Annotated in this window: 13 protein-coding genes; 11 read left to right on the forward strand and 2 right to left on the reverse strand. The window is 63.8% G+C overall.

Annotated elements, in window-relative coordinates; translation table 11 throughout:
• Positions 1-73 precede the first annotated feature (73 nt).
• Complete coding sequence (locus ACOYYX_RS14600) at positions 74-1,411, reverse strand: DUF1501 domain-containing protein (RefSeq protein WP_422930637.1); 1,338 nt, start codon at positions 1,409-1,411, stop codon at positions 74-76.
• A gap of 327 nt (positions 1,412-1,738) precedes the next feature.
• On the opposite strand from ACOYYX_RS14600, the gene ACOYYX_RS14605 reads away from it, so the two are divergent.
• The 9 genes from ACOYYX_RS14605 to ACOYYX_RS14645 all read left to right on the forward strand — a co-directional run bounded on the left by ACOYYX_RS14605 (position 1,739) and on the right by ACOYYX_RS14645 (position 9,806).
• A complete protein-coding gene (locus tag ACOYYX_RS14605) occupies positions 1,739-2,389 on the forward strand; it encodes a helix-turn-helix transcriptional regulator (RefSeq protein ID WP_422930638.1) in 651 nt (216 codons plus the stop codon).
• A 98-nt stretch (positions 2,390-2,487) separates the two neighbouring features.
• Positions 2,488-3,318 carry a Fe-S cluster assembly ATPase SufC gene (gene sufC, locus ACOYYX_RS14610; protein WP_422930639.1) on the forward strand — a complete coding sequence of 277 codons (831 nt, stop codon included), beginning with the start codon at positions 2,488-2,490 and terminating at the stop codon, positions 3,316-3,318.
• 32 nt (positions 3,319-3,350) lie between these two features.
• A complete protein-coding gene (gene sufB, locus ACOYYX_RS14615) occupies positions 3,351-4,766 on the forward strand; it encodes a Fe-S cluster assembly protein SufB (protein ID WP_422930640.1) in 1,416 nt (471 codons plus the stop codon).
• A 311-nt stretch (positions 4,767-5,077) separates the two neighbouring features.
• A complete protein-coding gene (gene sufD, locus ACOYYX_RS14620; protein ID WP_422930641.1) occupies positions 5,078-6,427 on the forward strand; it encodes a Fe-S cluster assembly protein SufD in 1,350 nt (449 codons plus the stop codon).
• Between the two features lie 88 nt (positions 6,428-6,515).
• The gene (locus ACOYYX_RS14625) at positions 6,516-7,370 is read left to right on the forward strand and encodes a sulfurtransferase (protein WP_422930642.1); all 855 of its coding nucleotides are present in this window, start codon (positions 6,516-6,518) and stop codon (positions 7,368-7,370) included.
• Between the two features lie 155 nt (positions 7,371-7,525).
• Positions 7,526-7,972 (forward strand): SufE family protein, encoded by a 447-nt coding sequence (locus ACOYYX_RS14630; protein WP_422930643.1) that lies wholly within the window; start codon positions 7,526-7,528, stop codon positions 7,970-7,972.
• Positions 7,973-8,014: 42 nt separating this feature from the next.
• Positions 8,015-8,329 (forward strand): non-heme iron oxygenase ferredoxin subunit, encoded by a 315-nt coding sequence (locus ACOYYX_RS14635; protein ID WP_422930644.1) that lies wholly within the window; start codon positions 8,015-8,017, stop codon positions 8,327-8,329.
• 30 nt (positions 8,330-8,359) lie between these two features.
• Positions 8,360-8,659 (forward strand): metal-sulfur cluster assembly factor, encoded by a 300-nt coding sequence (locus ACOYYX_RS14640; RefSeq protein ID WP_422930645.1) that lies wholly within the window; start codon positions 8,360-8,362, stop codon positions 8,657-8,659.
• Between the two features lie 346 nt (positions 8,660-9,005).
• Positions 9,006-9,806 (forward strand): XRE family transcriptional regulator, encoded by an 801-nt coding sequence (locus ACOYYX_RS14645; RefSeq protein WP_422930646.1) that lies wholly within the window; start codon positions 9,006-9,008, stop codon positions 9,804-9,806.
• Positions 9,807-9,888: 82 nt separating this feature from the next.
• Here the strand turns inward: ACOYYX_RS14645 and ACOYYX_RS14650 are convergent, their stop codons facing one another.
• Positions 9,889-10,941 (reverse strand): 2-dehydro-3-deoxygalactonokinase, encoded by a 1,053-nt coding sequence (locus ACOYYX_RS14650; protein WP_422930647.1) that lies wholly within the window; start codon positions 10,939-10,941, stop codon positions 9,889-9,891.
• A gap of 95 nt (positions 10,942-11,036) precedes the next feature.
• Here ACOYYX_RS14650 and ACOYYX_RS14655 point away from each other — a divergent pair, with 95 nt between their 5' ends.
• Positions 11,037-12,434 (forward strand): sigma 54-interacting transcriptional regulator, encoded by a 1,398-nt coding sequence (locus tag ACOYYX_RS14655; RefSeq protein ID WP_422930648.1) that lies wholly within the window; start codon positions 11,037-11,039, stop codon positions 12,432-12,434.
• A 124-nt stretch (positions 12,435-12,558) separates the two neighbouring features.
• Positions 12,559-13,797 carry a lipid-A-disaccharide synthase gene (gene lpxB / locus ACOYYX_RS14660; RefSeq protein ID WP_422930649.1) on the forward strand — a complete coding sequence of 413 codons (1,239 nt, stop codon included), beginning with the start codon at positions 12,559-12,561 and terminating at the stop codon, positions 13,795-13,797.
• Positions 13,798-13,880: the final 83 nt, after the last annotated feature.

The raw sequence follows: 13,880 nt of genomic DNA on the forward strand, positions 1-13,880 counted from the left end.
GCACCGACCCTCCGAACCACGTTCGGGCGAAGGGTTGGAGCCGGGAGGTTTGTTGTTTGATGGTCGAGCGAACTCAGAGGAGTTCCGGGATCGGCTCGAAAGAGTCGAGCAGGTACATCGGCCGACCGAAGTGGTTGGGGATGATCGTACTTGGGCTGATCCCGAGGTTCTGGTAGAGCGTCGCGAAGACGTTCTGGAAGGTGACCGGGCGATCCTTGGGCACCTCGCCCAGTCGGTTCGTCGCGCCGATGACCTGGCCCGTCTTCATGCCGCCGCCGGCGAGCATGGCGCAGGCGACGCTCGGCCAGTGGTCGCGTCCACCGTCCGCGTTGACCTTCGGGGTCCGGCCGAACTCGCCCCAGACGACGACCGAGACGTCCTTGTCGAGGCCGCGGAGGTGCAGGTCCTCGATCAGAGCGGCGAGCCCCATGTCGAGCTTGGGCAGTCGATCGCGGCACTGGCCGAAGTTGTTGCTGTGGTAGTCCCAGCGGCCGAAGCCGATGGTCACGCAGCGCACGCCGGCCTCGACGAGCCTCCGCGCCATCAGGAACTGGTCCATGCAGCAGGGGCCGCCGTCGTCGACGTTGACCATGTCCCCCTGGCCGTACTTGGCCCGGAGCCTCGGGTCTTCCTTGCTGACGTCGAGGGCGTCGACGAGCGTGGTCGACGTGAGGATCTCGAAGGCTCGCTGGGTGAACGAGTCCATGCCCTCGATTGAGCCGTTGGCGTCGATGTCGCGCCTGAGCCCGTCGAAGCTCTTGAGGAGGCCCTTCCGGTTGTCGAACCGGTTGAGGTTCATGCCTTTGAGGGTCAGGTTCGCCAGGTCGGAGCCATTCGGCGTGAACGGGGCATGCTTGACGCCGAGGTAGCCCGGGTCGCCGTTATCCGCCCAGGGCATGTGGCCCATCTTGGGCGAGAGCCCGACGAAAGGGGGGACGGAACTCCTGACCGGCCCTTCGACGTGCGAGAGGATCGCGCCGAGGCTCGGGCGGCCGCCTTGCTGCTTGCTGTCGGCGGCGGAATAGCCCGAGACGCACTGGACTGCGGCATGCTCGCCCCTGGCCCCGACCAGCGTGCGGATGATGGCGATCTTGTCCATCACCTGCGCGAGCCTTGGCATGTGCTCGCAGATGTCGATGCCGGGGACGTTGGTGGGGATCGGCTTGAACTCGCCTCGGATCTCGGCCGGGGCGTCGGGCTTCAGGTCGACCATGTCCTGGTGCGGAGGTCCCCCGGCAAGGAAGACCATGATGACAGCTTTGTGAGACAAGCCGGTCTTGGATTGCTCTTCAGCCGCGAGCAATTGAGGGAGCGAGAGCCCGCCCAACGCCAACCCACCGATCTTCAAGAAATCTCGACGAGAGATCCCATCGCAGAAGCCCGTGTGGGCCCTGCCTTGGACCGTCAGCATGATTTCGATCTCCTCGCTCCGGGACGATGCCTCGCCGCGCCATCCCGTCTAAAGGTTGGGCAATTATTAAACATTGTAAGTCGCCGGACTGAGGCGTGCAAACCTAATTCGTGAAAATCCGGCGAAGGGGCGATATGAGCCGACGTCGCAACTTTCGTCACCGGCAAGGTCTCGTATTTTTCGCAAAGAATTTTGCGGAAAATATCTCAAGCACGATGGACGTGCCTGTTTGTAGCCCCTACAATCGCGGTTGCAGACGAGTGACGAACGCGTGAGGGAGGCGGTCCCTTCCCCACCGATCGCGAAGAAGCCACTGGGAGTACGACCATGATGGAATCTTCGGATCGTTCGCTCCTCGATTTAATCCGCCGACACGGGCCCCTGACCGTCGCCGAGATGGCGGAGAGGTTGGACGTCACGCCCACGGCGATTCGCAACCGGCTGAACCGGCTGGTCGGCTCGGGCATGGTGGAACGCCAGGCCGAGCACGGCGGTCGAGGTCGGCCCAAGCACACGTATCGAGCGAGCGTCGAGGCCCACAAGCGACTCGGCCAGAATTATGCAGACCTGGCGGTCGTGCTCTGGGATGAGATGATGAGGACGGTGGAAGATCGCAAGTTACGCCGGTTCCTCTTCGGTCGGATTACCGATCGGCTGGCGGAACTCTATCGTACACAGGTGACCGGGGAAGAGTGGGAAGGTCGGCTCGTTCAACTCGGGACGATCCTGCACGACAGGGGCATCGAGACCGAGGTGACCAGCCCCGAAGGCGGGATGAGTCCCGTCCTCAAGCAGCACTCCTGCCCTTACTATGAACTTGCCGAAGTGGATCGCGCCGTGTGCGCGATGGAACGGAAGATGTTCGAGAAAGTCCTGGGGCGGGGCCTTCGCCTGAGCCAATGCCGGCTGGATGGGCATCGCTCGTGCGACTTCGAGGCCAAGCCGTTGGTCACGGCCATACCGGCCAAGGCCGTATAATCGCAATTGTCTATCTTCAAGTGCCACCGAGTATCGGGACCACGAATCAGACGGAGAGCCGAAAGCGCCTCGATCCGTCGCAATAGGGCAGGAGACTGATGAGCAAGGTCCTTCAGATCGAAAACCTCCACGTCGCGATCGACGGCAAGGAGATCCTCAAGGGAGTCAACCTCACGATCCGGCAGGGAGAGGTTCACGCCTTGATGGGACCGAATGGTTCGGGCAAGAGCACCTTGAGCTACGCGCTCATGGGGCATCCCAACTACGAAGTGACCGCCGGCTCGGCAAAGCTCGATGGCCAGGAACTGCTCGAACTCGAGGCCGACGAACGTGCCAAGGCGGGTATCTTCCTCGCCTTCCAGTACCCGACGTCGATCCCGGGCGTGACGGTGGCGAATTTCATCCGGCATGCGGTCTCCAACGTCCGCCTGCCCGACCGCAAGGAAGGGGAAGACCTCATCCCGATGCGCGAGTTCCGCAAGGAACTCCGAGAGCAGATGGATGAGCTCGGTATGGATGCGGAGTTCGCCCGCCGCTACCTCAACGAAGGTTTCTCCGGCGGCGAGAAGAAGCGTGCCGAGGTCCTGCAGCTCGCCATGCTCCGCCCCTCGTTCGCGATCCTCGACGAGACCGACAGCGGCCTCGACATCGACGCCGTCCGGGTCGTCTCCGAAGGGGTCAACCGGGTGGCATCGAAGGTGCAAACCGGTGTCCTGGTGATCACGCACTACCAGCGGATCCTGAACTACATCAAGCCGCAGTTCGTCCACATCCTGTTCGGCGGACGGATCGTCGAGAGTGGCGGTCCTGAGCTCGTGGACGTGCTCGAGAAGCAAGGTTACGACTGGGTCCGTGCGAAGTATCCCGAGGCGGCGAAGGATGAGGAAGAGATGGAGCAAGCCGCCCCTTCGGGTCAACTTACCTCCTGAATCAATCCCCGCCGAGGAAGGAATATCACGCGATGGCGACCGATGTGGGCAGTTCGGTGGAAGGGATCAAGGACGAATACAAGTATGGCTTCCGGGACTCGGACGCCAACTACTCGTTCAAGAGCGGCAAGGGACTGACGCGCGAAGTCGTCGAGCAGATCTCGGAGATGAAGAGCGAGCCGAGCTGGATGCGCGACTACCGGCTCAAGGCGCTCGAGGTCTTCTGGCAGAAGCCGACCCCGCTCTGGGGCGGCGACCTCTCCGCCCTCAACTACGACGACATCCACTACTACATGAAGGCCGCGGACCGACAGGGACGCACCTGGGATGACGTCCCCGCCGAGATCAAGAACACGTTCGACAAGCTCGGCATCCCCGAGGCCGAGCGCAAGTTCCTCGCGGGGGTCGGCGCCCAGTACGAGTCCGAGGTCGTCTACCACAGCCTCCGCGAGGACCTGCAGAAGAAGGGCGTGATCTTCGTCGACACCGACACCGCCCTCCGAGAGCACCCGGACCTCGTCCGGGAGTATTTCGGCACGATCATCCCAATGCAGGACAACAAGTTCGCCGCGCTCAACTCGGCGGTCTGGTCGGGCGGCTCGTTCGTCTACATCCCCGCTGGCGTGAAGGTGGACATCCCGCTCCAGGCCTACTTCCGGATCAATGCCGAGAACATGGGCCAGTTCGAGCGGACCCTGATCATCGTCGAGGAAGGGGCCCAGGTCCATTACGTCGAGGGCTGCACCGCCCCGATCTACTCGACGGAAAGCCTCCACTCGGCCGTCGTCGAGATCGTCGTCAAGAAGGGCGGGCGCTGCCGCTATACGACGATCCAGAACTGGGCGAACAACATTTATAACCTCGTGACCAAGCGGGCGGTCGCCCACGAGGACGCCCTGATGGAGTGGGTCGACGGCAACCTCGGCAGCCGCCTCACCATGAAGTACCCGGCCGTCTACATGGTCGGCAAGGGGGCCCGCGGCGAGATCCTGTCGATCGCCTTCGCCGGCAAGGGCCAGCACCAGGACGCCGGCGCCAAGGTCGTGCACGCCGCCCCTTACACGAGCTCGCGGATCATCTCCAAGAGCATCAGCAAGAATGGCGGCCGTGCCAGCTATCGCGGCCTCTTGAAGGTCGCCGATGGCGCCAAGGGATCGAAGTCGAACGTCGTCTGCGACGCCCTCATCCTCGACCCGTACAGCCGATCCGACACGTATCCGTACATCGAGATCGATGAGGACGACGTCAAGATCGGCCACGAGGCCAGCGTCTCCAAGATCGGCGAGGAACAGCTCTTCTACCTCATGAGCCGCGGCTTGAGCGAGGCCGAGGCCTCGACCATGATCGTCAGCGGGTTCATCGAGCCGCTCGTCAAGGAGCTGCCGATGGAATACGCCGTCGAGATGAACAAGCTGATCCAACTCCAGATGGAAGGCTCGGTGGGCTGATCGAGGTCGGGATCCGAGAGCCTCGGATCCCGGCGAATCTACCCGTCCAACATAGCCTGATGCGGAACGAGTCGAACCGTGGGGAAGCCCCCGGTTCGACCCCGAGTTTGTAGCCCGGCGAGTCGGGCCCTTGCGGTCCCGAGCTTGCCGAGGCGAGTCTGATAGCCACGCCGAGCGGGCCCTCGCAACTTCCGGGAGGCTTCGACATTCCGTTCGCCTCGGGACGCGATGCGACAAGAGTTGCCCAGTTCATCATTTGAGACGCTTGAGCAAACGACTGGGCCCATTTTCTGATCGAGACACCAAGACAGATGCCTACGACAGAAGAGCGGACGATCACGGGCGGTTTCAGCGAGTCGGCCTTCGAGCGGGTCCTCAAGGAACGGGACGAGCCCGAGTGGCTGCGTGAGAGGCGGAAACAGGCTTTCGCTCTGCTCCAGAACACGCCGATGCCGACCTCGCGCGACGAGGAATGGCGCCGGACGGATATCCGGGGGCTCAAGCTCGCCAACTTCGCCCCCCCCGAGCGGGTCGAGCCGTCGGCCGAGGCGAAGGACGCCCTCGCCCCCTCCTGGAATGCCCTGAGCACCCACTACGCGACCGGCATCGAGCAGATCAACGGCGTCGTGACGAAGAAGGCCGACCCGTCGAAGCTCAACGGGGCGATCTTCGTCGACCTCGAGACGGCCGTCCGCGAGCATCCCGCCCTGCTCGAGAGGTTCCTCCTCACGGAATGCGTCTCCGCGAACTCCGACGCGTTCTCGGCGCTTCACGCCGCCTTCTGGACCGGCGGGACCTTCCTCTACGTCCCCAAGGGCGTGAAGGTCGAGGCCCCGATCTTCAGCCTGGTGGGCCTCGCCCGCGAGGGGCGTGTCGACCTCGAACACACCCTGATCGTCCTCGAAGATGGCGCCGAGGCGACCTTCGTCCGCGAGACGACCGGCCGCGATCGGGGCGATGATGCGGCCCTGCACGTCGGCGCGGTCGAGATCTTCGTCGGCACCGGCGCCCGGCTCCAGTTCGTCAACATCCAGAACTGGGATCTCAAGACCTGGCACTTCAGCCGGGAGCGGGCGCTCGTGGGTCGCGACGCGACCCTCCAGTGGACCGTGGGAGCACTCGGTTCTCGGCTGGCGAAGGTGAACCAGGAAGTTGCGCTGACCGGGCAGGGGGCCAAGGCCCAGGTGAATGGCGTGATGTTCACATCAGGCCGTCAGCATTTGGCCTACTTCACTCGCCAGGACCACATGGCCCCGAACACCAACAGCGACCTCCTTTATAAGGGGGGCCTGAAGGACTCGTCTCGCGTGGTCTGGAAGGGGATGATCCGGGTCGAGAAGGACGCCCAGAAGACCGACGCCTACCAGAAGAACGAGAACCTGATCCTCTCCGACACCGCCAGGGCCGACTCGATCCCGGGCCTCGAGATCGAGGCCAACGACGTCCGCTGCACCCACGGCGCGACGGCCGGGCGGGTCGATGAGGATATGATCTTCTATTCCCGATCGCGCGGGATCGACGAGGAGACCGCCATCCGGCTCATCGTCGAAGGTTTCTTCGCCAACGTTTACGACCGGATCGCGCTCGAACCCGTCCGCGAGACCCTCCGCCAGGCCGTCGCCGACAAGCTCATGATCGGCGGGGCTCCGGCCAAGGCCTGAGCCCTCGGATGACCGACGCGACGTCGAGCGAATTCGGTCTTTTCTAGACAGATCCGTGTGATCATAGCCTCCAGGGAGAATGCCCATCATGGGTGAAGCGTACGTCCATCCCGAAGTCCTGGTCTCGGCCGACTGGGTGGAAGCCCACCAGAATGACCCGAAGGTCCGCATCGTCGAGAGCGACGAAGACGTCCTGCTCTACGACATGGGCCACGTCCCGGGCGCGGTGAAGATCGACTGGCAGGGGGACCTCCAGGACCAGCTCATCCGCGACTACATCGACGCCGAGAAATTCGCGGAGATCTGCTCGAGGTCGGGCATCAGCAACGACACCACGGTCGTCTTCTACGGCGACAAGTCGAACTGGTGGGCCTGCTACGCCTTCTGGGCCTTCAAGCTGTTCGGCCACAAGGATTGCCGGATCATGAACGGCGGCCGAAAGCTCTGGGTCGACCAGAACCGGACCCAGACGAAGGACGTTCCCAAGTATCCCGCCACCGAATACAAGGTCGCCGGTGCCGACGAGTCGGCCATCCGGATCTTCCGCGACGCCGTGCTCGAGCACTCGAAGGCGGGCAAGGCCCTCCTCGACGTCCGCAGCCCCAAGGAGTTCACCGGCGAGAAGCTCCACATGGAAGACTACCCGCAGGAGGGGTCGCTCCGCGGCGGCCACATCCCGGGCGCGGTCAGCGTCCCCTGGAGCCGCGCCGTGAATGAAGACGGCACATTCAAGTCGGTCGAAGAGCTCAAGGCCATCTACGAGGGCGAGGTCGGTCTCAAGTCGACCGACGACGTCGTGGCCTACTGCCGGATCGGCGAGCGGTCGAGCCTGACCTGGTTCGTCCTCACGTACCTGCTCGGCTATCCTAAGGTCCGGAACTACGACGGTTCCTGGTGCGAGTGGGGCAACCTCGTCCGCGCCCCGATCGCCAAGGGGGCCTGAGCCCTCGGCCCGCCGATCGAAGGTCGGCACCATCCCCGGAAATCCTGCGAGCCCTGGCCGGATCGGCTCAGGGCTTTGCAGTTTGGCTCCCGAACAATCTCGCACGCCCCTCCTTCCTTCCAAAGCCTTGCAGGATCAGCATCGGAGTCGACGCGATGGCCCTGGAACTCGACGAGATCGTGGCGGAGTTAAGCGAGGCCGACCGGCAGGAACGGATCGAGCTCTTGATCGACTTCGCGAAGAACCTCCCCCCGCTGCCCGAGCGGCTCCTCGCCCACAAGGACGCCAGCCACCGCGTCGAGGAATGCCAGTCCCCGGTCTATCTCTTCGTCGAGCTCGAAGGGGACACCGTCCGGCTCTTCGCCGACGCCCCCATCGAGGCCCCCACAGTCCGAGGCTTCGTCGCCCTCCTCGTCGAAGGCCTGAACGGGGCGACCATCGAAGAGGTCCTGCAGGTCCGCGATTCGCTGATCGAGCAGATCGGCCTTCCCGAGATCCTCGGCATGCTGCGCGTCCGAGGCCTGAGCGGCGTGCTGCGTCGCGTCAAGGCGGAGGTCACCCGGGCCGCGATGGCCCGAGCCTCGTCGAACGAGACCCCCTGAATCCAGATCGATCCCAACCGCCAAGCTTGAGGTACCGAGCCCATGGCCAATTTCGTCAAGGTGGCGACCCTCGCCGAAATCCCGTCCGGCGGGAAGCTCCTCACCGAGGTCGACGAGCGTGCAATCGCCCTATTTAACGTAGGTGGTACATTTTATGCCATCGATGATGTTTGCACGCACGACGGGGGCCCGCTCGCCGAGGGGGATTTCGAAGGTTCGGAGATCGAATGCCCGAGGCATGGCGCCCGCTTCGACGTCCGGACGGGCAAAGCCCTCTGCTTCCCCGCGGTCGAGCCGGTGACGACCCACGAGGTCGAAATTCGCGGTGATGAAATCTACGTCTCTTTGAACGATTAATACCTGAATTCAACCGAGGAGTCCGCTAAGATGGCCGACCAAGAGGCGATCCTTACAGCCTTGCGCACCGTCATTGACCCCGAGCTCAATGTCAACATCGTGGACCTCGGCCTGGTCTACACGGTCCAGACCCGGGAGGCCGAGGTCGACGTGGAGATGACGCTGACCACCCCCGCCTGCCCGGCCGGGCCGGAAATCCTTCGCAACGCCGTGTCGGCCATCGAGAAGATCGAAGGGGTCACCAAGGCCAATGTCCGCCTGGTAATGTCACCCCCCTGGTCGCCCGACCGGATGTCGGACGAGGCCCGCGATGTGCTTGGTATCTTTTAATGCCTCTGTTCCCCTAAAGTGTCACGAACCAAAATGAAATGTTCCGAGACTCGCGTTTAAGATCGGTTCGCGACCGGCGATGATGCCTTCGCGAAACACGAGTTCGACATTTTATGGCCAAGGTCACAGTTAGGATGACCTTGGCGGTATCGTTTGATAAACTGTTTTTTCAATGGCTTAGTTTTGGCCGCCGGGGGCCATGCCAAAAAAACGTTTCCCTGAATCTTACGGGTTCTAGGGGATCTGTTCGTGGGTCTCGTTGGGTTTTCGAGACGGTTATGCGCGTACACCACTGCTACGAGATGCCTCGTCTTCGGGAGGGTTCCCGCACGCGGGATTGAGCGCCGTGGCTCGAAAGAAGACTCCGAAGGTCCGCGTCAATATCAAGGCGTCCGTCTCTCGCAGGCTGAGAGAAGTGCGCCAGGATCTCTTTGGTGAGCATGGAGGTCCCGAACTCGCCCGTCGCCTCGGGCTGCCGGCTCGCACCTGGTATAATTACGAAACCGGCGTGACGGTCCCGGCGGAAGTGCTCCTGGCCTTCATCGACCAGACGGGCGCGAATCCGAGTTGGCTCCTGTCCGGTATCGGCCCCAAGTTCGTCCAGCGGATGGACGCGTCCCTCTCGGACCTCACCCCGCTCGAACTGATCCGCAAGGGTCTCGAGAAGCTGGAAGAGATGCCGAGCGACGCGGTCGTCGTGGCGCCCGAGAATCTGCCGACCGAGACGATGTCGGACTTCGTGGCGGTGAGCCTCGTCTCGCCTCGCGACCTCTCCCGCAAGACGGTCGACCCCTCTCGGGTCAAGGGCTACATCATGGCCTACCGTCAATGGCTGCCGAACCCGGAGAACACGGTCGGCGTGCGGCTCGAGGACGATACGATGAGCCCTATCCTACCGGAAGGCTCGGTGGTCGCCATCGATCGGACCGTGACCGACCCCGCCCAGCTCCAGGGGAAGATGGTCGCGGCCTGCCCGGACGGCGCCCCCATGATCCGCTGGCTCGATGTCACAGGCCGGCACCTAATCCTTAGGCCGAACCAGCCGAGCCGCGAGAATCCTCTGATCCCGATCGAGCTCGAAGGGCAGATCCGGGACCTCATTATTGGCCAGGTCGTTTGGTCCTGGAGCCGATTCAGCGAGTCGTGAGGAGGGAAGTTGCTGGCCCTCTCCCATACCAGCAACTTTCCCCCCGGCTGATCGCTGCAGCCCTCGTGGCTCCCCTCGTCAATCATTCACTCCGCAGTTCTCGGCGCCTCATGGCGACGGCCAGGGCTCCTCGTGCCGAGGCATCCTCGCAGAGGTCGTCATCGACCTCCCGGACGTCGTGCATTCCCTCACGGACGAGCCAGCGCGCGTAGATCGAGCGCTGGGGTTGGCGCCCGCCCACCCAGACCTGATGATCCTGGCCGAACATCGGATGCTTCGCCAGGTGACGGATGTCGTTGGAGAGCAGGGCTCCGATCAGGAAGGATGCCCGTTGGTGCTCCGTCAAGTTCTGGTTGACCGCCGCGATCCTGACCAGGAACCCGACACGGCCCAGGCCTTCCCGCGCCTCGGCTTTGGAGCCTAACTCCATCGCCTGTTCGTCGACCTCGTCCGGCAGGCCACCGGGCAGGCTCGCGACGAGCAGGGTGTGCCGCGCCATGGCCATTGTGAGCTCTCCCACGAGGCTCGTATGGCTGCGGACGATCCTGCCGTCCCGGTCCATCTCCACGATCTTCGTGTGAGATCCCGGCCAGACGAAGACCGTGCTCGTCCCACGCGAAAGACCGTCATCACCTGAGACGTGCGTCGGGTTCTTGACGAAGCCGGGGGAGATCACCTCCCAGGCGCCGAAGGATTCGCATTCCTCGCCCCGCATAAGGTCGGCCGACATCCAGCCGTCTTCCCCTTCTCTGGCCGGAGTCTTCACGCCCGGTATGAATAAGATGGGCAGGTCGACGACCGCCGGCACGACTTTCAAGACCGCCCCGGCCGCCAACTCGTCCAGCCCCGCGGGGGCGAGGACGTGCGGCACGGTGACGAGGCCAACTTCTGATGTGAGCATTCCTGACGCGACGATGACATCCGGGGTCCTTTGATCCGCACGCTTGACCACGTCTTGAATCGCATCACGCAAGGCATCCACGAGCGCGTACTTTCCCGACGTGCCGACGTTGTCGCGAACGCCGACGGGGCGTTTGGCCGTATCGATGACCTTGCCGTCGAGCAGGTAGCGAGCCCTGGTATTGGTCGTGCCGACGTCGATGGCGATCGCGGATTGGATTTGCGGTGCAGCCATGGTTTTCACTTGCCTTTGGACTCGACGAACCCCATCCTGTGACAGGATTGCTCCCCCATTTCCTGAGTACCCCAATAAGGTAATCGATCAACCCCATGGCGTCTCCGCGACTCTCGGGCGCGCGGCTCGATGGTTTCTGGCAGCAGGTCTCGGAACCGAGCTTCTGGCTGAGTCCCGAATTCCGGCTGATCTGGGTAAATAAGGCCTGGGAGGAGCTTACGGGGTACTCGTTCGAGGCCGTCGCGGGGCTCGCCTGCCACGCGCACGGGCCAAACCGCGGCGGGGACATCGAAGGGCTCGGGGGGAGCTTCTACCCCCCGCAAGAGGTCCGCACGGGGAGATCATCTTCCGTCAGGACCTTGATCGTCCACAACTCGGGGGAACGTCGCTGGCGCCGGATCGACTTCTGGCCCTTCCACGACGACGCCGGTGAACTGCTCGGGATCCTTGGCCTCGTGAGCCTGCACGATGCCCAGGGCCATTTGCCGGAGCCGCCGAGCCATCGACTCCGGGCCGACCTCCTCGAGGTCCGCGACAAGGCGCTCGGCCGCTTCGGGTTCGATACCCTGATCGGCAAGGGGCCGTCGCATCGCCGCTTGCTGGAGCAGGTGCTCATCGCGGCGACGACATCCTCGCCCGTGCTCATCCTTGGCGAGTCGGGCACGGGCAAGCGCATGATCGCCCGGACGATCCATCAGCAGGGCGACCGCCGACAGGCTCCGATCCTCCCTTTCGACTGCGCGGCCCTCCCCGCCGAGGTGCTCGAGCGAGGGCTCTTCGATGAGGAGGGCTCCGGACGTGCACAGATCAATGAGGGGGGCACCCTGCTGATCGGCGATATCCTCGAATTGCCTCGCGACCTGCAACGCAGGCTGGCCGAGTCGATCGAGTCCGGTGAGCTTCGGTTGAGGTTGCTCGCGACGACGATCGGCGATCCCGACGTGGCTTTGCAGGAAGAACGGTTGTGCGCGGAACTCTATTACTCGCTCACCACGATGGTGATCAGGCTCAAGCCGCTTCGGGAACGCCTCGAGGAACTGCCCGTCCTGGCCCAACACCTCTTGGAGCGGGCCAATGGCCGCGAGAAGCTGCAGCGGTCGGGCTTTTCGGAGTCGGCCCTCGGGGTCCTGATGGGCTACGACTGGCCGGGCAACCTCCGGGAACTCGCCCGGGTCATCGACGAGGCCCACGAGGCCGCGAGCGGAGACCTGATCGAGGCGGACGACCTGCCGGCAGAGATCCGGGGCCACCTCGCCTCGGCCTATCTCCCGCCTCCGCTCGCCCCGGAGACCTCGCAGCTCGATGAATTGCTGACCCAGGTCGAGCGCCGGCTGATCGAGAGCAGCCTGCAGAGGGCCCGGCATAATAAATCGAGGGCGGCCGAGCAACTGGGCATCTCGCGTCCCCGGCTCTATCGCCGGATCAAGGAGTTAGGCCTGCCGGACGAACCCGAGCCTTCCGACGACGGCCCGGCGAACGGGGCCCGCCCGTAGAAGAAAAAGGGATGCGAGGGGTGGGGACGACTCGGGTTTCGCGATTCGAGGACTTCTGCTAGTGTCTCGGAAGCTTGGGAAGGACCCAGGCCTCGATTCACAACAAGGATGTGAGTTCGATCCCATGCGGATCTTCATCTCGACGGGGGAGCCGAGCGGCGACCTCCACGCCGCCAATCTCATCGAAGCCTTGAGGAAACGCCATCCCGACGCCGAGTTCGTCGGCTTCGGCGGCCCTCACATGCAGAAAGCCGGCGCGACGATCCTCTTCCCGCTCGTCGACCTGGCGATCATGTGGTTCGGTCGGGTCCTGCTCAATATCCGCAAGTTCTTCAGGATCCTCGACCAGGCCGACCAGTACTTCGCCACGCATCGCCCCGACGCCGTCGTGGTGATCGACTACCCGGGCTTTCACTGGTGGCTGGCCAAGCGGGCCAAGGCGAGGGGCATCCCCGTCTTCTACTTCGTGCCGCCGCAGATCTGGGCCTGGGCCGGATGGCGGGTGAACAAGGTCCGCAAATATATCGACCACGTCCTCTGCAGCCTCCCCTTCGAACCCCCCTGGTACCACGCGCGGAACGTCCCCGACGCCGTTTACATCGGCCACCCCTACTTCGATGAGCTCGCCGAGCGCGTCCTCGACGAGTCGTTCCTCGCGGCCGAGCGCGCCAAGCCCGGCCCTATCGTGGCGATCCTCGCCGGCTCACGCACTCAGGAGGTGACCAAGAACCTCCCGATGATGCTGCAAGCCGCCGCGAAGCTGCATCGGGAGCGTCCCGATGTCCGCTTCCTGGTCGCCTCCCTCCACGAACGGCACCAGAACCTGGCGAGGGAGATCCTTGCGGAGTCCAGGCTGGAACTCCCGCTGGAGATCCTGGCCGCACGTACCCCCGAGGTGATCCGGCTCGCGAATCTCGCGTGGGCAGTATCCGGTTCGGTCGGCCTGGAGCTGATGGTTGAGGCACTTCCCTCCGTCGTCGTCTACAAGATTCGCCACTTCGACCTCTTCGTCGCCCGACGTTTCATCAAGAGCAGGTACATCAGCCTGGTCAACCTCCTGGCCGATGATGAGGTCATGCCCGAGTACCTGACCCCGGTGGATGTCTCGTCCGAGATGGCGAACTGGGCCCTCAAATGGCTCAACGACCCGTCGAGCCGCGAGAAGGCATCCAAAACCCTGGCCGATCTTCGCGACAAGGTGGCCGTCCCGGGCGCCTCGGATCGCGCGGCCGCACGCATCAGCGAGGTCGTGACCGCCGCCAGGAACATCCACCCCGGCGGGCCGCAACAAGGTCCGCACCCGCCCAATACGAAGCCGCTGGACGGCTCCAAGCCCGACTCGGACGACAGCGTCTCCGCCTGACGCTCCTTGAAGAGTAGCGAAGAACCTCGAGCCTCGACTTCCGGAGTGGAACCCTTCGGGAGTCGAGGCTTTACGCGCATCAT

The sequence above is a fragment of the Singulisphaera chitinilytica genome (assembly GCF_049331405.1).
Taxonomy (GTDB): domain Bacteria; phylum Planctomycetota; class Planctomycetia; order Isosphaerales; family Isosphaeraceae; genus PoT.